Consider the following 20,844-nt stretch of genomic DNA (forward strand, 5'->3'; position numbering starts at 1 on the left):
ATCATGACTAACTTTATACAGACTATCACAGTAGAAAATCGGCAGGTCGACAAAGAAAATTACTTTACAATTGGCTACTCTCCAGAGATAGAAAAATCTTTACTGTGTGTTTATATTTCTTGGATTGCTGGTTACGAACGCTATTACCAGTTAGATGACGGAGATTTGGCTCTCTTTGAAAGCAAACGAGAAGAATTTCTCAAAAAATATGACAAAGAAATCAAGGCTTATCGGACTGAAAGATTGATTGGTTCTGGGGCTCTGAGGGATTACAATTTTAGTTCTTTGCCTGAGAATATCCTAAAAAACTTGGATAGCTATCCTCCATTTAACGGATATGTCTATCAAGATGGCATCCTCTGTGCTAGAATCAAGATTGAAGACAAGTATTTTTATCTTCCGCCCATTTATGATGAGGATTACAGATAAGCATTGCCCCAAATTGATACAAAACATCCTCTAATCTTCTAGTTTTCACTAGAAGATTTTTTATATATAAAAATTTTACACATATTGCTTGACAGGGCTTACAAATAGATGTATGATGTATGTGTAGAATAATTATATATAAAATTTTTATATACTAAAAAGGAGGTACCCCATGTATTTTCCTACATCAGCGGCTTTGATTGAATTTCTCATCTTAGCCATCCTAGAACAAGGGGATTCCTATGGTTATGAGATCAGCCAAACTATTAAACTCATTGCCAAAATAAAGGAATCCACCCTCTACCCCATCTTGAAAAAACTGGAAACCAACCGCTATCTGACTACATACTCTCGCGAATACCAAGGTCGGATGCGCAAATACTACTCCTTGACAGAAATCGGAGAGGAGCAACTCTTTGTCCTTAGAGAAGAATGGACACTCTACACTGACACGATCAACGGCATCATAGAAGGGAGCGTTCGCCATGACAAGAACTGAATATTTGAATCAGCTTGAAGCCTATCTGATGAAGCTTCCTCAAGCTGATCGCATCGAAGCCATGGACTACTTCAAAGAACTCTTTGATGATGCTGGTCCAGAAGGTGAGGAGGAGCTAATGGCTAGCCTTGGTAGTCCAAAAGAGGCTGCCCATGATGTCCTGACTACACTTCTTGATAAGAAAATTAACGAAGAAAATTCCAATAAGAACAACCGTCAGGTTTTACAAATCGCAATCCTCGCACTTCTGGCTGCGCCTATCGGAATTCCGGTCGGAATTGGTCTTCTCATGGCTATCATCGGGATTTTTATTGCTGCTGTCAGCGTGCTTATAGCCTTCTTTGCTGTATCAGTAGCTGGACTAATCCTAGGAGGCGTTCTCCTATTTGAAAGCTTCTACATTCTGGCTGAATCTACATCTGCTTTTGTGCTGATTTTTGGTGGAGGTTTGCTAGCTATTGGAGCTTCATCCCTAGTCTTGCTGGCGACTTCCTATGTAACACGTTTCTTTGGATTACTAGTCCTCCGACTCATCCAATGGATTCTTAATAGAGGAAAGAGAGGTGAAAGACATGCGTAAATGGACAAAAGGATTTCTTATCTTTGGTGTTGTTACCAGTATCATTGGTTTTTCCATGATGATCATCGGTATCCAAACAGACGGTGTCAGAAGCCTCCTTGCAATGTCACAAAAACCAGTTTTTGAGAGCAGAATGGAAGAGCTCGTTTTTGATCAAGATATTGAAAATCTTCACATGTCACTGACAGAACATTCGTTAGTCATTAGAGAATCTAGCGATGACAAGATCCACATCCAGTATCATCCAACCTTCTCTGAAAAAGAAAATCTTCAAAATTCTATCAAAGAAAAAACTCTTGAGATTTCAGACACCAAGTCAACTACACGTCGTTCTGTGGGTTCTAGTATCGAGGGAATCCTATTTATCGCAAGTGAATTCTCAAGTCGCAATAATGAAGTAGTTCTATCGCTACCAAAAGGAAGAGAATTAAAAAATCTAACCGCCCAGGTCGACCACGGTGTCCTTTCGATTGCCGATGTAAAAGTCAGCAATGCCACGATTCAGTCAAATGGCTATCTTCTTCGTATCACTAATAGCGAGATCAAAAATAGCCAATTGACTACAGCTGGAATCGTCAATGTATTTGAAACCAGTCTAACAGATAGCCGTATCCAAGCAGAACATCAACATATCTCTGCTGACGACATCAAAGTGCACGGTAAGGTAGAACTCGAGGCAAGAAAAGATATCTCACTCGAGTTATCCCAAAAGGAACTTGAGCGAATCAATGTTGAGTTTTCTGCTGAACATGGTGATATCTATCGCTGGCATCGAGACAGACGTGACATACATACGGGAGATAGTAAAGGTGAAGCATTAGCTAACCCTTACAAAACAGAAAAAAAAGATACGCAAGATCTCCTCGTCGCAAAATCGAATCAAAGTATCTATTTCCCATAATAAGATCGCATGCTTTCTTATAGAAATCATGAATAAAGATAACTAGTAGTGACTACTCAAAAATTAATCAAAAAAGGGAGGTCTATTATGACTCAAGAATGGTTTGAAAGTGCTGATTTCGAGAAAACAGCCAACAATGATAAAAAAGATAGCCCATCTGACCCAGTCATTCCTCAAGAAGAGTTAAAAGAAAAAGAAGAGTTGCCAGTGGTTGAAGAAAGTCTTCAAGTCAATCCTGAAGAACAAGAAGCTGACCTAGAAAAAGTAGAGAGTGACGAACACGAAGAAATCGTGGAAAATACAGAAAAGATAGACAAGTCAGAAGAACCTGTAGAGACTGAAGAACAAGAAGAACTGGCAACAAAGACAGATCAAGTAGAAAAACCAGTTAAGGAAGCACCTCAGCCTAGCAAATCTTTGGAAAGTCCATTTATCCCAGACCCTGTCCCTACAAAAACTGCAATCTTCAAAGAAGAATTGGCTGATTTTTGGGGCTGGTTACAAGGTGCTCTGAAAGAACCAACAGCAAGCATTGATACAGATAAAAAACATAGTTATAACGCCTTTGCGCTACTAACTATCTTTTCTGCCACAAGTTTCCTCTTTACAGTTTATCACGCCAAACAAGGCTACTATGGTCGTATGGAAAGCATCGATACTCACTTCATGGAACAATTCCCGTCTCTCAATCTCTTCTCGGTCTTCTCCATCCTAGTAGCGACAAGTCTCTTCTTCTTTTCAATCCTCATGGGTGGATTTGTAGTCAAACGCTTTGTCGACCAGGACAGTGACTGGACACTGAAAAAAAACTTGCAAGAATACAGCAGGCTCTTCGCCCTTCCTATCCTGCTCACGGGTATTGCGAGTTTCTTTGCCTTCTTTAATAGTCTACGTTTTGCGGCTCTTCTCTGCCTCATTAGCATTGGTCTGACTATCTTGGCCAATCTCTATATCATCTCAAGACCTAGCAAGGATAGTCAAACTGATCCCTTCTATCGCCTTCTCTTAGCTTTCCTAGTCAACGGTGGTGTTCTATTTCTCTTCTTCCTAGCAGAAATGGCACTTGTTTTCGACTATCTTCGAATCCTTGCTTTTATGTAAGATAAAAACCTGTCACTCTGACAGGTTTTTTTGTGTACACAAAAAGCAGATCAAACGATCTGCCTTTTCACATTATTTAAAACCAATATCTTTCATTTATGCCTCTAGTTACCTTTTACTAAGTTCTCAAAATCTTCACCTAAAACAGGGCCTACTTCTACTTGGTTAGCATCTAAGTCCTGATAAAGTTCTTTTGGCAAAGCTCCTAAAAACGCTTGATAATCCAGTCTAGCTACTGCTTCATAGTCTTCTGGTTTTGAACCATCTCCAGAGATTTTTACCAAATCAATCTCCCAAATAAGTTCCTTGCCTACCAATTGCTCAACGTAAGGAGCAGGAATTACCGGTTCTTTTGGCAAAATGGTTTTTACTCCCTGAGCTAGGTGATAGACCCCATGAACCTTCCCTTCACCATCTGGATAAAATTTAGCGCTGGAAGGAAAAGCATCTGACCCTTGAACCCTCTTAACTAGCTCTTCAAAACGTGTCACTCCATCTTCTTCTAGGAAGCTTTCTAAGTCCTTCTTATCAAAGTAAACAGGTGAAAGAATTCCTTGGCAGAAACCTAAACGAGCAGCTTTATCAGCTAGATAGTTTTTAACAGTTTCTTGGAAATAGTCTTCCAAATCAAAGTCTGCCAAGCCTTCAACTGCTTCACCAACCTTGCTAGACAAAGCACGCAAGAGCCCTTCTACAATTTCCCAGTCAGCTCTTGTAATCAAGTCAGGAATGATTACTTGATAGCCTTTTTGAGAGTCAAGATATCGAACTTTAAAGAGAAATTGAGACTTACCTACGATTCCACACTCGATATACTCAAGGCGATTGAGAGGTTGACGGAGGTAGATAGCATCATAACTATGCGACTCTAGGCCTTCTACTAAGCCTAAAATTGATTTAGCTGTAAGAATCTCCTGTTGTCCTAAAATACTTTGTTTATTTGGAATAAAAAATGTCTTCACCATAATGGTCTCCTTTGAAATCGTTTACATATAGTATACACCATTTTCCTGAAAGATGCAGAAACAAATTTAAGATTTTTTGGTCAAAAGCATAGAAAAAGGCTGGGACAAAAGTCCTAGCCTCTCAATTGTCTTTGGATTGTCGAGCAAGACGCAGTGGTTGAGTGGGCTCTACTACGCTGATTTCATCAGCTTTTACAGCCCTACTCAACTGTGCGGAGGTGGAACGACGAAATCGAATTCTAACGAATTACCGATTTCTGTCCCACTCTCAATATTTATTATACAACTTCAGAATAATCTAGGCTCTCACCAATCTTTGCTAAACGCTCGATCACTTGATCTTGTGTCAATTCATGCTCTAAAACATAGCGATTACGTGGGTGAACACGACACTCGTGTGAGCAACCACGAAGATATTTGTCTTCGTTGTCTTCTGACGTCAAGATACGACGGTTACAGAAAGGATTTCCACAGTTGACATAGCGTTCACATGGTGTTCCATCAAACCAGTCTTTCCCTACGATAGTTGGATTGACATGATTGACATCGACTGCAATACGCTCGTCAAAAACGTACATTTTCCCATCCCAAAGTTCCCCTTGAACTTCTGGGTCTTTACCGTAAGTCGCGATACCACCGTGTAATTGACCGACATCTTTGTAGCCTTCACGAACCATCCAACCAGAGAATTTCTCGCAGCGGACTCCACCAGTACAGTATACCACGACACGTTTGTCCATGAATTTTTCCTTGTTATCACGGACCCATTGTGGCAATTCACGGAAGTTGCGGATGTCAGGACGGATAGCCCCACGGAAGTGCCCAAGATCGTACTCATAGTCATTACGAGTATCAAGGACTACTGTATCTTCATCCAGGATGGCTTCTTTAAATTCTTTTGGTGACAAGTAAGCACCTGTTGTTTCAAGAGGATTGATGTCGTTGTCAAAGTTATCATCCTCTAAACCAAGGTGGACGATTTCCTTTTTGTAGCGAACAAACATCTTCTTGAAAGCTTGCTCACTTTCTTCGTCAATCTTGAACCAGAGGTCTTCCATACCTGGAAGGCTGTGAACGTAGTCCATGTATTTTTGCGTTGTTTCGTAGTCACCAGAAACGGTTCCGTTGATCCCTTCGTCAGCCACTAGGATACGGCCCTTGAGCCCGATAGACTTACAGAAAGCCAAGTGGTCTGCAGCAAATTGTTCCGCGTTTTCGATTGGAACATATTTATAGTAAAGTAAAACTCGAATATCTTTTGACATTTGCTTCTCTTTTCTAAGATTAAATTATCAGAATTTTTTATTCAACTATAACAGTATAACCCCTCAAGAAAGCGAATGCAATTTATTTGACCGATAATTGAAAACAAGACCCAATTTCAGAACTTTTTTCAGCTGTGACTGTGTCCAATCTTATATGTCAGAGCAGATATCTAGATACAAACACAGATAAATATATGTATTGACCAAAAAATCACCACCTCATCTGGGAAAACCAGACAAGGCAGTGATCGCATCTTTTAGGAATGAATACACGAAATCAATCTATCTTAAGATTTTTTGTTTTTCAAGAATTCGTCGTATTGTTTTTGCATTTCATCCAATACTTTTTGGTAAGCACCTTCAGATTTAAGTTTTTCCATCAATTCTGGAATAGCTTTTTCTGGGTCTACAGTACCAGTGTTGATAGCTGTATCGAATTGTTGCATAGTGTTAGTGATAGCTGAGATTTCAGATTTCACGTTGTCAGTGTTAAAGATAAATCCAAGCGCTGGAGATTCTTTTGCAGTTTCCAAGTCTTTCTTAGATTGTGCAATTTGTTCATCTGTAACGTTTTCGTTGATGTAAAGGATCCAGTTATTACCAGTGTTCCATCCTGACATATGAGTGTTTCCTTTGTATCCATCAAGGACTTTAACACGGTTTTCTTTACCTGCTACTTTTTCCCAGTTCTTGCCTTCTGGTCCATAAACAAGTCCGTTCAAGAGTTCTGGGTTAGTGTTCAAGAGGTTCAACACTTCCATTGCTTTTTCTTTGTTCTTAGAGTTGTTTGAGATTACAAAGTTAGCAACTTGAGTTGTTTGGTTTTTCTTGATGAAGTTAGTAAATGGTTTGATTTGGATGTCTCTGTTAGCAACACGAGAAAGCAAGCTGCTACCGTAGTCAGCTGGTCCTACTGTTTCTTCGCGAACAAGCCAAGTATCTTGAGAAAGGTCATATGAAGTTTCGCTTGTTGCTACGTCTTTTGGAATGTATCCTGCTTCATAGTATTTGTGAAGAGTCTTCAAGTGTTCTACGAAACGAGGAACTTCGTAACGGTTTACGATCTTAGTAGTATCACCTTCAAGGTCGATGACGAATGGAAGACCATTTGCAACTGGGTAGTCAAAGTTTTCTGATGGAATAAAGTTTTTACCAACAGCGAATGGCATTACATCTGGAGCTTTTTCTTTGATTTGTTTCAAGACTGGTTCAAGTGTTTCGTATGAAGTTACACCTGAGATATCGATGCCGTATTTTTCAAGAAGTGGGCCGTTGAAAGCAAAGTTTTGTGAAGATGCAACGTTGGCTGCAACTGGCACTGCATAGATTTTACCGTTTACAGTGTTACCTTTGATGTAAGCTGGGTCAAGCGCTTTGTAAAGTTCAGCTCCTTCTTTCTTGTACAATTCTGTCAAGTCAGCATAAGCACCTTTTTGAGCGTTTACTACGTAGTTATCTGCAAATGCGATATCATAGTTTTCACCTGAAGAAGTGATAACTGACATTTTCTTACCGTAGTCACCCCATCCAAGGTATTGGATGTCTAATTTAGCACCAACTTTTTCTCCGATGATTTTGTTTGCATTTTCTAGCAATTCATCCAAGTTATCTGGTTTGTCACCGATTTGGTACATTTTGATAACAGTTTTGTCACCTGAAGCTGAGTCAGCAGCTTTTTGGTTGTTTCCTTTAAGGTTTCCACAAGCTGCAAGGCTAGCTGCTAAAGCGACAAGGCTAGCAGATGCAAAAGCATATTTTTTCCAGTTTTTCATGATAAAAACTCCTTTTTTTTTTTAATTTATAAACAATTTTAATAAGTAACTTTCCTGATGATGAAAAGTTAGATAGAGAAGAGAAAACTTGTTTCTCAATGTTTTATTCTTTAACACCACCGATAGTCAAACCTTTTACAAAGTAGCGTTGGAAGAACGGATAGAGAATCGCAATCGGAACAGTTGCAACTACAACCATAGCCATACGTCCTGTTTCTTTTGGTAGGGCAACTGCAAGTTGTCCAGACATACCAACTGACTTGGCAATGTAATCCATGTTGTTTTGAATTTGCATGAGCAAATATTGCAAAGGATACAAGTTATCACTCTTGATGTAAAGAAGGGCGTTAAACCAGTCATTCCAAAATCCAAGCGCTGTCAATAGTGTGATAGTCGCAATCCCTGGAAGAGAGAGTGGTAAACAGATTTGGAAGAAGATCCGCGCCTCGCTGGCACCATCGATACGAGCTGATTCGAGGATTGCTTCTGGGATAGTCTTCTTGAAGAAGGAACGCATCAACATGATGTTGAATGGTGATAGAAGCATCGGAACGATCAAGGCCCAAATGGTATCACCAAGGTGAAGTAACTGAGTTACCACGATGTAGCCTGGTACCAAACCAGCATTGAACAACATACTAAGCAAAGCGAAGATTGTAAAGAATTTACGATACTTAAATGTTGAACGTGAGATGGCATAGGCGTAAGTTGTAGTGATAAAGACGTTTGTCAATGTACCGACAACTGTCACAAACACTGAGATAAAGAGCGCTTGTAAAATTTTATCTTTGAATTGAGCCAAAAACTCAAAACCATCTAATCCAAATTTTGATGGAAAGAAGCTATATCCATATTGAACAATACTCTTCTCATCTGTAACTGAGATAATGATAACAAAGATGAAAGGCAAGATACAAGAGAAGGCCAGCAAACCAGATATAAGACTAAAGAAGATATCTGCTTTTTTGCTGAAGGAGTGTATGCCAACATTATCAATTTTTTCTTTTTGAATTTTTTTTGCCATATGCTCCTCCTTTCTAGAATAGTGCCGAGTTAGGATCAACACGTCTTGCAAGCAAGTTTGATAGGATAACCAGAATCAAACCTACGACTGACTGATAGAGACCGGCTGCCGAAGCCATACCGATATCTGCTGTCTGAGTCAAACCATTAAAGACATAGACGTCCAATACGTTTGTTACACTATAGAGCTGACCAGCGTTGTGAGGGATTTGATAGAAGAGACCGAAGTCTGCACGGAAGATGTTTCCGACTGCAAGGATGGTCAATACTGTCACAAGTGGTGTCAACTGAGGAATCGTTACGTTGCGGATACGTTGCCATTTGCTAGCACCGTCCACTGTCGCTGCTTCATAGTAAGTTGGATCAATACCCATGATGGTTGCGTAGTACATAACACTACTGTATCCAAACCCTTTCCAAATACCTAGGAAGAGGAGAAGATAAGGCCAGATACTGACGTCAGCGTAGAAGTTAATCCCCTTCATGCCAAGAGCTTCCAAGGTGTGGTTAATAAGCCCTTTATCAATATTTAGGAAAGCATCTGTAAAGAAACTGATGATAACCCAAGATAGGAAGTAAGGAAACAACATTGAGGTTTGGTAGATTTTAACCATTCTCTTAGAGCGAAGTTCACTAAGGATAATGGCGATACCAACTGACACAATCAAACCGATAAAGATAAATCCAAGGTTATAAAGGACAGTATTTCGAGTGATGACAAAGGCATCTTTCGAACTAAACAAGAATTTAAAGTTATCTAGTCCGACCCATTTACTATTTATAATACTGTGGACGAATCCTTCACCAGTCATATGATAGTCTTTGAAGGCAACCACATTCCCAAAAACTGGAATGTAGAAGAATAAAATCAACCAAATTGTTCCTGGTAAAACCATTAAGAGAAAAATCCAATTATCTCTTAAAGTTTTTGAAAACTTATTCATAATTTCCTCCCTTTTTATTTTTCTAAAGCTTCATAATCTCACATTTTTAGATTTGATAACGTTTACAAAAATAGTATACTCTTATTTTTAGGACAGTTTAAACTACAAATTATAGAAAAAACTCCACAAATTATTTTATGTGGAGAACTTTTTTATATAAGAAGTGTGTTTCACGAGAAACATCTTGCTTCATGCAGGGTGTTCTAATCTTTATGTCGTATAAATAGTTGAAGCTGTCGCAATAGTATGCCACTGGTTGGCTGTTGTCGCTGCGAAGTCCTTGTCTCCGTAGAAATCATTAAATGGCAAGATTTCGACTTCTAGTTCGTCGATGCGGTCAATCTGATCAGACAGATAAGCCTCAATGCGACTTTCTGCGCGCTTGATCCGTTGCAATAGTCCACCCATACGAATGTCTACTGTATCCAAGCCAAAGACCTTGTTTTCTTTCAACCATTGGTGGCTAAAGAGGCTATGGAAGGTTTCAATCTGGCTTCTTAATTTTGGTAATTCTTCCCTAGCAATTTGTTGCAAGCTCTCTTTATCACCTGCTTGATAGGCTTGACGAATGCGTCGGCCCACATCCACTTTAGAACTTAAAATGGCATTCAACTGTGCCTGAGTTTCAAAGAGATAAGCGTAGATGCCTGCTTTTTCTTTGATAGTAGCAAGAGTCTCAGCTGCTTGGGTAAAGTGTGGTTTGTCCTGCTCAGGAGTTATGTGCTTGTCAAGGATTGGGCAGAGAACATCCTGATAAAAGACATAGCGATTAGGGTTGATACCACTGAGATTATCTGGTAGGTCTGGTAAGAGGTTGGCCAGGTCAAGCTGCATAAAGTCCTCAACGGATAGACCTGTATTGGTCTTGAAATGAGCTGACAAACGCTCTAAATCGTTGCGGTATCTGAGTTCTGACCAGATTTGTAGGCTTGGCAGAATAGAGAACTGGGCTGTTTCACCACCATTATCTCCCCAACCCGTCACAATGACTTCTTTGATCTGGTTAGCACGGCAGGCTTTATTGGCTTCGACTGCGATGAGACGGCTGAAATGGTTATGAGGCGTGAAACCAATCCACTTCCAAGCACCACCTGCAAAGGCGATATCCTGGCTAATCTTGTGGTGGTTGCGGAAGTTCCGGTTGTATTTTTCTTCGCTATCCTGATAATAATCCCAGTAAACCAAGGTCACACGGTCTTTGAGACGGTCAAGATAAACACGAGTTTCTTCTGGAATTTCGACATCACGGTCGTACTGGCCATCTGCTGACATGAGTTTGAAAAACATATCGCTCCACATCTGGCAGTGGAAACCATACTTGTCTGCGATATCCAGCACACGTTCCAAGTGTTGGCACATAAGGAGGCTCCGATCAACCACACCATTTAGGATGAGGTAGCGTCCCAAACCAACCAAGTGGGCTTCGTCCATTCCGATATTGACCTTGCGAGTTTGTAGTTTAGACAGGGTCGTAAACATGCCGTCAATCAGGTCATAAACCTTTTCTTCTCCGATAAGGAGAATGTCCTCAACATCACGGAGTTGCTGGACTTCTTTGACACCCCATTTAACAAAGGCTGACAAGTGAGCCAAGGTCTGAATACAAGGAACAAAAGTCATATCAAACTGTTGGGCGTAGGCTTCAATTTCCTGTAACTCTTCAGCTGAGTATGTTCCGCGGAAATAGCCAAAGTAAGGTTGTCCTTCGATTTGATAGGTATCTTCCATGTAGAGTTCAAAAGTTGAGTAGCCCATGAGAGCTAAGACCTCAATCATCTGCTTGGCAGATGCAACATTCAAAACAGCGTTTCGGGAACAATCTGCCATGTAGGCTAATTCTTCATAGGCTGCCTGCTCTTCAATCTCTACCTTATCACCTTCTGCTAAAGCTGTTGCTAGAACGGATACGGCGCGGTAGAGTTGGTGAGGTTTGTCATAAGTCAATTGATACTTTCCGCCCTCACCCTTGATAGAGATAGAGGCTTGATCAGACTGAGCGACTGCCACTTCTACATCTGGTAGGGAAATGTGATTTTTTAATACTTCAATAGCTTGTGCTTGTTTGGAACTAAGTCCTGTAAAAATTACCATTGGTTCTCCTCCTGTAACCAGTTAACAAGAGCACCGTAGAGATTAGCATCTGCGTGATAGGTGCAGGCTTGGATGACTGGCGCAATTGTATATTCTTCATATCTTTCCACAAAAGCATCTACTGCTTTTTGGACCCCTTTGATAAAATCTGGGTTCTGACTGATAGAACCACCTAGGCTAATGACATCTGGGTCGATCAGGTACTGGATGTTGAGTAGTCCTTGAGCAAGATTGCGGTTCATACGCTCAATGGCTTCTTGACAGAGGGCATTACCTGCTGCAGCCTCTTGGTAAACCTTGCGACCGTCCCAGTCTGTTTGACCAGATTGTTCAATCACGTACCGAACCATGTTCCCTGTAGAAGCTAGTTGCGACCAGTTGTTGAGTTTTTGTGCAGGCTCGATAGTTGTCATGTAGCCAAACTCTCCACCCAAGCCATGACGTCCACGGTGAAGCTTCCCATTGATAATCATAGCCCCACCGATTCCTGTACCAATCACGACACAGGCTGCATTTTCAATCTCAGGATGAGCTAGCAATTCACTCAGTCCAACACAGTTGGCATCATTTTCTAGATGGATAGGTAACTGGTGATGAGCAAGGGCCTCATACCATGAAAAACCATGGATGTATGGAATCGCACTAATCCCCTCAATCACCCCGGTTTCTTGATTAACGGCTCCTGGCACACTCATGGCAATCCCACGGTAGTCACGTTCTGACAATCGCTGGTCCAACCAAGCTAGCAACTCTTCCAGAGTCTCTGGCGTTGCGGTGCTGGCCTTATCTAAAATCTTTCCATCGGGAGTGAGACTAGCAAACTTAATCCCAGTCCCTCCGATATCAATCGTTGCAATGGTCATTGCTTTTACCTGTAAAAAGGAGCGAGAAAAGCAGTCGGTTCTTACTCTTTTCGCTCCTCCTTTCTTTTTATGTTATCTTTTTGAAATTAGATTTCTTCTTTTTTGATCAATTCTGTACGAATTTCTTGTGGTGCCAATAGTCCTGAATGAACTGGATATGGGCATTCCAATAAGTCAAGAATGGTTTGTTGTTTGTCAGACACACGAACATTTTCTTGGCTCATATTGTAGTAACGAAGGACATAACCTTCTTCATTTTCAGCTACCTTAAAGGCTGTTGGGCAGACTTGTGGTAAGTTGAGTGCTGGATGGTTGAAGAGACTACCTGTTGCTGCAACGCTACCCTCTTGTTTTGCAACTTGAAGAGCTGTAAATGGCACTTGGAAGGCTTTGGCACGACGAAAGGCTGAAAAACGATCCTGAGCCTGATGGCATTCTACTGCAAACTCAACTTCGATATCGCGCAAGCACTGTGCTTCTGGTGTTGGGAAGTACCCCCAGTCACCGAGTTCCCCTGAAGCACGGAGAAGTGTTACAGCTATTGTGTCGTCTCCAAGGATTTCGTATTCGTTCAATCCTTTATTGGATACGGTCACTCCTTTTACATCATCATACAAGCTGACAAAGGCTTGTTGGTGTTGGGGATTTTCAGGATTTTCCCAAGAAGTTGCTGGTTTATTTGGTCTTGTCACAACTTCATAGATGCTTTCAGAATCATTACTTGGACGAGTATTATGAGTTTTTACCAAGAGACGGATACGGTGGTCTTTGGCTGTATTTGTAAAGCGAGTCTTGAAGCGAATCTGTGGATTGTCCACAAAGACAGTCATCTCAGTTTCAAGAGGAATAGTTGTCAATTCTTCTGAACGTCCTGCATCTCGTTTCATGAACTCGATGATGCCTCTTTGTTCAGCATCTAATTTTTCATCTGCGCTGACTGGAATAGTAAAGTCGTGTTTGAGCAAGACCTTAGCATAGCGAGCATTGTTTTCCAGAACTTCATAACCTTTCAGTTGAGCGAAAATTGGCTCTGTTCCTTTTGGTTGGAAATAAATGTACTCATTCCCGATATCGCCACGGTCCTCAAATTGGATAAAGTCCTCGTAAGCTTCGTTTGTAGTCTTGTCGTAGACTGTGATACCTTCATCTACACTTACGGTCACAAATGGAGTATCAATAACTCCATTTTGGAAGATACCATCGCTTTGTGCTGCTGGCCCTTCGACTAATTGGAAGCTTGACCAAGAAAGTGGTGCAAGGTGAATTGGAATTGTCACGCGCACTTGACGTGCAATATAAGGTTGACGGAATTTATCCTTGGGTAAGGTATAACCAAAACCTGCCCCCAAGTCTTCAATCTTGGCTTCAATGACATGACCATCCAAATCTTGAACATGGTAATCTGGCAAACTCAAAGCCGCCATTTTCTTAAAGCCTTCTGTCGGGTGCAATTCCTTGAAATCACAAGTGGCTACATCTACCACAACACTGGCAGTATCAACCTTGTCATGTAATCCAGTGTTGATGACTGTAAAGAGGTGGTCGCTTTGTGCTTCCTGAGTTGCTATTTTGTGTTTCCATTCATTGAGAAGGTTTGTTTTGACGAAGTTCCCAACTTGGTTGACCTTGGCAAAGCGAGTTTCCATTTCACGGTGAACTTCGTCAATACTACATCCGCAGATGCTATCGTGTGGTGCATTTTGCAAAAGCACTTTCCAAGCATAGGTCAACTGATCCTTATGATTATGCCCTCCTGTAAGAATAGTCAATGGTTCCACGACTTGCTCTAGCAAGTTGCTGTTTTCCTGGAAGGCTTGTTTGAGATAAACACGTGAAGATGAGGTATTGGCAAGGGTGTACCAACCATCCGTTTCCTGGCTAGTCAACTCACCTGTAACAGTTGATAGGTGTTCAGGAAGTGCACTTTCGACTGCTTGAACGTATTCATCAAAGGAGCTGTGAACAAAGGTCACGTCAGGGAAAAGTTCGTTTGCCACACGAATGGCTTCACTCAAATTTCGTTGAACTGGTTGGTGATCACATCCGTTCATCATCAACCATTGATTAGTCGATGCATAGTCACGAACATCTGACAATTTTTGTTTCCAGAAAGCTAAAGCTTCGTCTTTATCTACCGGAATTTCGTTCCCGTTACTGTACCAGTTAGCAAAGAGGATACCGAGTACACGGCTACCATCCGCACCCTGCCAGTACATCTCAGAAAATTGAGAGGTAAATTGCTCATCTTCGAGGACTTGGTTGTCAAATCCGATTGGTTTAACACCACGACCAAAGGCTGCTACGTGAATACCTGATTTTTGAAGAATTTGAGGAGCTTGCCCCATATTTCCAAAGGTATCTGGGAAGTAACCAATCTGCGTAGATTTGCCCCATTTTGCACATTCAGCTTGACCAATCAAGGTATTGCGGACATTGGCTTCACTGGAGATCAAGTAATCATCCTGCAAGATATAGAAAGGCCCAATCTTCAATTTGCCTTCGTCGATATAACGCTGCACCTTGTCACGGTTTTCAGGACGAATTTCTAAATAGTCATCGAGGACGATGGTTTGTCCATCCAAGTGGAAGCTCTTGAATTCAGGGTCATTTTCAAAAAGATCAAACAGATTGTCAAAAAGTTCCACCAATTGCATACGGTGACTTTCAAAAGGTAGATACCACTCACGATCCCAGTGGCTGTGAGAGATGATATGTACAACAACATTTTCCATGAGTAAAACCTCATTCTAACTTAAATTTTTAATGTTTTAAATATAAACTTGTAATTCTAACAAGAATCAGTGAAGCTAAAGCGTGCTCCTTATACTCAATGAAAATCAAAGAGCAAACTAGGAAGCTAACTGCAGGTTGCTCAAAGCACTGCTTTGAGGTTGTAGATAGAACTGACGAAGTCAGTAACATATATACGGCAAGGCGAAGCTGACGTGGTTTAAATTTGATTTTCGAAGAGTATTAGCGAATATCCAAGTAATCCAAGACTAATTCGCAGAACATCATGTTGGCCCATGAGAACCATTCGCGTGAGTAGAGTGTCGGATCGTCTACGTGGAAGCTTTCGTGCATCACACCTGTTCCACCATCACAGGCAACCAACTGATCTAGCAAGAATTTCTTCTCTGCCTTATCCGTTGTTGTCAATCCTTGGATAGAAAGGGCAATCGGCCAGATATAGCGGTAGAAGGTATGAGAACTTCCAAGTCCACTTGCGTACTCTCCTTGGTAGAAGTATGGATTTTCAGGGCTCAGGATAGTGCGACGAGTAGCTTGATACACTTCATCGTTAACATCACAGTACCCCAGATATGGAGCAGCCAACAAACTTGGTACGTTCGGATCATCCATGATGCTAGCATTTCCTAGACCGTCTACCTCAAAGGCATAGATCTTCTCGCCCTTACTATTTGTAGTGTAGGCGTAATTTTCGATTCCTTCTTGAATCTCAGCTTGGAGTCGTTTGGCATCAGCAATAATGCTCTCACTATCGGCTAGATTCAATTCTGCAAAGATTTCTTGGACATAACCTAAGACAACGACTGCGAACATATTTGACGGAATCAAGTAGCTATACTGACAGCAGTCATCGCTTGGACGGAAGGCTGACCAGGTCATTCCTGTCATGCCAAAGTCAGGACCAAAACCATCATTAACCAAAGTGTCTTCCTTACGGTCAGTATCACGAACAAAGCGATAAGGTGAGTTCTTGTGATCTTGTTCCACCGCCCAGAGATGGAGAATCTCCTTGGTCGCTGTAACAAAAGTTTCATCAAACTGACTATTCTCGCCAGTTTCTTTCCAAAGAAGGTAAGCCAATTGCAATGGATAACAAAGCGAATCTACTTCATACTTACGTTCCCAAATCCAGCCATTGAGGTCTGTATGGTCTGTCTCGTGATGACCCTTCCAGTTCTCCTCAATATTGAAAGAGTTGGCATAGGGATCCTTGAGAATCAAAGTCATCTGGCGTTTAACCAAACCAGCAATGGTCTGGCGCAAACGAGGATCTCTTTTTGCCACATGAAGGTATGGTCTAAGCTGAGCAGTCGAGTCCCGAAGCCACATAGCTGGGATATCCCCAGTTAGTACAAAGGTTGAGCCGTCTTCTAAAATTTCAACTGTATTGTCTAAAGTGTCTGTATAGCAACGCTCAAAGACATCCACCCATTCAGGATGTTCCTTAGCACGCTCTGCTACCTCATCTAGCCACTCTCTGACGATTTCTTTAGAATAAACCATAAACTATTTTGCCTCTTTCAAACAAATTTTCATTTTCAGTATATAGCTTTTAGTTCAGAAAATATATACACAAATGTTAGTCATTATTCTACAAAATTGTTATATTTTAAAGCCGTTTTCTAAAAGTCGTCTTTTTCTGATATAATGTAGAAAACTACTGAAGGAAATCACTATGAAACCGATACTTGAAACCATTGATACCCGCTTTGGCACCGCGAGCAAGCATGCCTTTTCTCGGGGAAATACCCTACCTTACGCCGGAGTGCCTTTTGGGATGAATTACTTTGTTCCACAAACTAGTGACCAGGAAGGGTCTTGGTTTTTTGATCCCCATCTTCCCATATTTCAGGGTGTTCGACTAACCCACCAGCCTAGTCCTTGGATTGGTGATTATTCTTGGTTGCTACTGACACCTGTTACAGGAGAAATCAGTGGCGACACCCTCTTCCATCGTCAATCTTCTTATAACCTTGATCGTGCTATTTTCAATCCCCATTATCTCAGAATTTTTTCTGAACGTTACCAGATTGAAACTCAGTTAAGCCCTACTTGCTATGGAGCTTCTATTCAACTAAGACAGATACAAGGAAAATCCCTATCCATCTATCTACATGCGAATGATGATTTGACAGTTGAGCAAGTGGATAAGCAAACTCTGAATCTTCGCCAAAGCGGATTAACCGAAACCAACAAAAGTTCTCTCGTCATGTTCACTGCCCTCGCATTCTCTAAGGAAATCCTATCTATCAAACAAGAGGGGCTAGACTGGCGAATTGACTTGGCTGGAGCGGAAGTTCAAGTTCAACTGGCAACTTCTTTTATTTCTAAAGAACAAGCCCGCTTTAATCTACCTAGCAAAGACTTTGAAGAAACAAAATCAGATGCTAAAGCAAGTTGGGAAGACCTTCTAGGTCGTTTTGATGTCGTGGAAACCGGCCCTGTAGACAGAACATTTTTTGATCACTGTCTTTATCGACTCTTTCTCTTCCCACAAACCTTCTATGAGGTAAATGAGCAGGGTGAAAGCATTCATATAGACCTTGCTTCAGGAACTAGCAAACCAGGTCTGCTCTTTACCAACAATGGCTTCTGGGATACATTCCGCACTTCATTCCCACTCTTTGCCTTGATTATTCCAGAGCACTATCGTCAGTTTCTTGAGGGCTTCCTCAATAGCTATCACGACACAGGATATCTGCCTAAGTGGCTAGCTCCTGACGAAAGAGGAATGATGCCTGGTACTTTGATTGATGGTGTACTAGCAGATAGTGCTTGCAAAGACATGGCGCCTGAGCTTGAAGAAGAATTTCTCAAAGCCATGATCGAAACTGCGACCAAGTCAGATCCAAAAGCTATCAACGGACGCCATGGCCTTTCTCAATACCAAGAAATCGGCTACTTATCCACAGATTATCATGAAAGTGTCAGTCACACACTAGACTATGCATACAGTGACTTTTGTATCTCTACTTGTGCAGCAAAATTAGGGCAAGAAGAGCTAGCCCAAACCTATGCCCACTATTCTAAGAATTATCAAAATCTATTTGACCCTGAGACAGGCTATATGAGGGCGCGTGATGTAGATGGCAACTTCCGTCCTGACTTTTCTCCTTATAGTTGGGGCCGTGACTACGCCGAATGTTCAGCCATTCAAGCCAGTCTCGGTGTCTTACACGATATTTCTGGACTTAGCCAACTAATGGGAGGGAAAGAAGCCTTTAGCAACTATCTTTTGAAAGCTTGTCAAAGTCTCCCACTCTTTGAAACGACGGGCTATGGATATGAAATCCATGAGATGAGCGAGATGGCAACAGCGCCATTTGGTCAACTAGCCATTTCAAACCAACCAAGTTTCCACATCCCTTATCTTTTCCGCTACAGTAGTTATCCCCAATATACTAGTCTCTTAATCAAGACCCTCCGTCAAAAAGCCTTCCGAGCTAGCTGGGGGGCTTATCCGGGCGATGAGGATAATGGTAGTCTTTCGGCTTGGTATGTCTGGTCTGCTCTTGGGCTTTACCCAACCTGCCCAGGAAAAGCAAGCTATGATCTTGGAATTCCGCTCTTTGACCACCTTCGTGTCTATCTAGCCCAAGAAGATAAATGGCTTGAGATTCGTACTCAACAGAATCATGAACACTTCCACTTTGTCCATAACTGTCTACTGGACGGGAAAGAAAAACAAAGCATCAGCCATCAGGAACTGCTCAATGCCAAGACTCTTGAATTTAATCTCGGCTGGTTACCAAAGCAGTAATAACTCAACCCCTTTGTCAGGCGCAAAGGGGTTTTCTTATCCATATAAAGTTTTCCACAAGCTGTGAATAACTTTCAACTTTTCTTTGGAAAATAGTTTCAAGTTTTTCCAAAATGTTTTCCAATCCAAGTCTATAGGATTTACAACCGAACACAGTCTGCAAATCTTGTTATACCAAGGTTTACAAAGGCTTCATTGTTTTCCATTCTATCAATTTTATCTCCACTTCTCACATCAAAACTAGAAAGAGACAGTTGTTGTTGACACCTTGAGTTATCCACACGTTGTGGATAACCTTTTCTCAACCAACAAGCCCTACTCCCTATCTGTTAGCTAGTTTTTACATTTTTTATAGTAAATTTTAAATTTTGTTAGGCGCTTTCAAAAAAACATGATATACTGAAATTATCAGAAAAGGAGACATTATGAAAAAAGATCAACACCAACTGAATTGGCTGATGGTTTCTCTGATTGCCTTCAACATGGTTTGGGGGCTAGGAAACGTCGTCAATAACTATTCTCAACAGGGAATTTCAGTCGTCGTATCTTGGATTTTAATCCTCGCGCTTTACTTCATCCCATACTCACTCATCGTCGGACAACTCGGTTCTACCTTCAAGGAAAGCGGTAGCGGTGTTAGTGACTGGGTTGAAAAAACATCAACCAAACGTCTAGCTTACTTTGCTGCTTGGACATACTGGGTTGTTCACATTCCTTACCTCGCACAAAAGCCTCAAGGAATCCTAATCCCGCTCGGATGGGCCTTGCAAGGTAACGGACAGTTTCTAAAACAAATTGACATCCACTGGATTGTTATTCTCTGCTTACTAATCTTTGGACTTTTCCTCTACCTTTCTACAAAAGGATTGACAACTCTTAAAGTCATCGGTAGTTTGGCAGGAAGTGCTATGCTGATCATGTCTTTACTCTTTGTGCTTTTGGCTGTCGGTCTGCCTTTCATCAAACCAGATATCCAGTTTGCGACACCACACATGGATCAACTGAGCACCTATATTCCAAACTTTGATTTTTCTTATTTCACAACGATCTCACTACTGGTCTTTGCAGTTGGGGGTTGTGAAAAAATTTCCCCTTATGTGAATCAAACTCGCAATCCTGCAAAAGAATTTCCAAAAGGTATGATTGTAATGGCAATCATGGTAGGTCTCTCTGCTATCCTCGGGTCAGTTGCCATGGGAATGCTATTTGATGGCAATAATATCCCTGAAGACCTCATGCGTAATGGTGCTTATCAAGCCTTCCAGATGTTAGGAAATTCTTGGGGAGTTGGAAACCTCTTTGTCGTAATCTATGCTCTTACAAACATGGTCGGACAAATCGCGGCGCTTGCCTTCTCTATCGACGCACCATTGCAAATCCTTCTCAATAATGCTGACGAAAACTTTATCCCAAGTTGGCTTCGTAAACGGACTGAAAAAGGTGTCCTTATTAACGGTTACCTCCTTACAGGCGTCCTCGTTAGCCTTATCATCATCCTTCCAATTTTTGGTATTCAGGAAATTGACGGACTTGTAAAATGGATGACCAACCTCAATTCTATTGTAATGCCAATGCGTTATCTCTGGGTATTCCTTGCCTATATGATGCTCAATCGCGCTTGGAAAACATACAAAAATGCCGAATACAAGTTTGTGAACAATCCTAAACTTGGCTTTATTATCGGTACTTGGTGCTTCCTCTTCACTGCCTTTGCTTGTATCCTAGGTATGGTTCCAAAAATTAGCTATGCTGAGAATCCAACTGCTTGGCAATTCTCTCTTCTTACAAACATCTTGACACCAATTATTTTGATTGGTTTAGGTGTTATTCTACCAATACTTGCCAAAAAAGAACAAAAGAAACAAGTCAAATAATCTCTACTATTTGCTAGATAGTTCTA

At 41.3% G+C, this 20,844-nt stretch carries 16 protein-coding genes; 7 read left to right on the forward strand and 9 right to left on the reverse strand.

All coding sequences use genetic code 11. From position 1 onward, the window contains the following. Positions 1-3: 3 nt before the first annotated feature. The 5 genes from KJR31_RS07890 to KJR31_RS07910 all read left to right on the forward strand — a co-directional run bounded on the left by KJR31_RS07890 (position 4) and on the right by KJR31_RS07910 (position 3,510). The gene (locus KJR31_RS07890) at positions 4-429 is read left to right on the forward strand and encodes a hypothetical protein (protein WP_214262824.1); all 426 of its coding nucleotides are present in this window, start codon (positions 4-6) and stop codon (positions 427-429) included. A gap of 172 nt (positions 430-601) precedes the next feature. Continuing rightward, positions 602-928: a PadR family transcriptional regulator gene (locus KJR31_RS07895; protein WP_006154805.1), complete on the forward strand. Its 327-nt coding sequence runs from the start codon at positions 602-604 to the stop codon at positions 926-928. After that, positions 915-1,508: a DUF1700 domain-containing protein gene (locus KJR31_RS07900; protein WP_214262825.1), complete on the forward strand. Its 594-nt coding sequence runs from the start codon at positions 915-917 to the stop codon at positions 1,506-1,508. The genes KJR31_RS07895 and KJR31_RS07900 overlap by 14 nt, the downstream gene beginning before the upstream one ends. Next, positions 1,501-2,409, forward strand: a complete 909-nt coding sequence (locus tag KJR31_RS07905; RefSeq protein WP_214262826.1) for a DUF4097 family beta strand repeat-containing protein — start codon at positions 1,501-1,503, stop codon at positions 2,407-2,409. The genes KJR31_RS07900 and KJR31_RS07905 overlap by 8 nt, the downstream gene beginning before the upstream one ends. 87 nt (positions 2,410-2,496) lie before the next feature. Next, positions 2,497-3,510 carry a DUF6574 domain-containing protein gene (locus KJR31_RS07910; protein WP_214262827.1) on the forward strand — a complete coding sequence of 338 codons (1,014 nt, stop codon included), beginning with the start codon at positions 2,497-2,499 and terminating at the stop codon, positions 3,508-3,510. A gap of 104 nt (positions 3,511-3,614) precedes the next feature. Here KJR31_RS07910 and KJR31_RS07915 read toward each other — a convergent pair whose 3' ends face one another. From KJR31_RS07915 to KJR31_RS07955, 9 genes are all read right to left on the reverse strand, one after another. Beyond that, positions 3,615-4,475: a DUF4299 family protein gene (locus KJR31_RS07915; RefSeq protein ID WP_214262828.1), complete on the reverse strand. Its 861-nt coding sequence runs from the start codon at positions 4,473-4,475 to the stop codon at positions 3,615-3,617. A 278-nt stretch (positions 4,476-4,753) separates the two neighbouring features. After that, positions 4,754-5,740, reverse strand: coding sequence for a rhodanese-related sulfurtransferase (locus KJR31_RS07920; protein WP_214262829.1), 987 nt, complete (start codon positions 5,738-5,740; stop codon positions 4,754-4,756). Between the two features lie 287 nt (positions 5,741-6,027). Continuing rightward, a complete protein-coding gene (locus KJR31_RS07925; protein ID WP_214262830.1) occupies positions 6,028-7,512 on the reverse strand; it encodes an ABC transporter substrate-binding protein in 1,485 nt (494 codons plus the stop codon). A 103-nt stretch (positions 7,513-7,615) separates the two neighbouring features. Continuing rightward, entirely contained in the window at positions 7,616-8,536 is a 921-nt protein-coding gene (locus tag KJR31_RS07930) for a carbohydrate ABC transporter permease (protein ID WP_214262831.1), read from the reverse strand. Between the two features lie 13 nt (positions 8,537-8,549). Then, complete coding sequence (locus tag KJR31_RS07935) at positions 8,550-9,479, reverse strand: ABC transporter permease (protein ID WP_006153360.1); 930 nt, start codon at positions 9,477-9,479, stop codon at positions 8,550-8,552. A gap of 210 nt (positions 9,480-9,689) precedes the next feature. Beyond that, positions 9,690-11,570, reverse strand: coding sequence for a beta-N-acetylhexosaminidase (locus KJR31_RS07940; RefSeq protein WP_214262832.1), 1,881 nt, complete (start codon positions 11,568-11,570; stop codon positions 9,690-9,692). Next, positions 11,564-12,433 (reverse strand): ROK family protein, encoded by an 870-nt coding sequence (locus KJR31_RS07945; protein WP_214262833.1) that lies wholly within the window; start codon positions 12,431-12,433, stop codon positions 11,564-11,566. The genes KJR31_RS07940 and KJR31_RS07945 overlap by 7 nt, the downstream gene beginning before the upstream one ends. 86 nt (positions 12,434-12,519) lie before the next feature. Beyond that, positions 12,520-15,165 carry an alpha-mannosidase gene (locus KJR31_RS07950; protein ID WP_214262834.1) on the reverse strand — a complete coding sequence of 882 codons (2,646 nt, stop codon included), beginning with the start codon at positions 15,163-15,165 and terminating at the stop codon, positions 12,520-12,522. A 241-nt stretch (positions 15,166-15,406) separates the two neighbouring features. Continuing rightward, entirely contained in the window at positions 15,407-16,687 is a 1,281-nt protein-coding gene (locus tag KJR31_RS07955; RefSeq protein ID WP_214262835.1) for a glycoside hydrolase family 125 protein, read from the reverse strand. A 172-nt stretch (positions 16,688-16,859) separates the two neighbouring features. On the opposite strand from KJR31_RS07955, the gene KJR31_RS07960 reads away from it, so the two are divergent. Further along, the gene (locus KJR31_RS07960) at positions 16,860-18,944 is read left to right on the forward strand and encodes a GH92 family glycosyl hydrolase (protein WP_214262836.1); all 2,085 of its coding nucleotides are present in this window, start codon (positions 16,860-16,862) and stop codon (positions 18,942-18,944) included. 425 nt (positions 18,945-19,369) lie between these two features. Next, positions 19,370-20,818: an APC family permease gene (locus KJR31_RS07965; protein WP_214262837.1), complete on the forward strand. Its 1,449-nt coding sequence runs from the start codon at positions 19,370-19,372 to the stop codon at positions 20,816-20,818. Positions 20,819-20,844: the final 26 nt, after the last annotated feature.

Source organism: Streptococcus infantis (assembly GCF_018499575.1).
Taxonomy (GTDB): domain Bacteria; phylum Bacillota; class Bacilli; order Lactobacillales; family Streptococcaceae; genus Streptococcus; species Streptococcus infantis_K.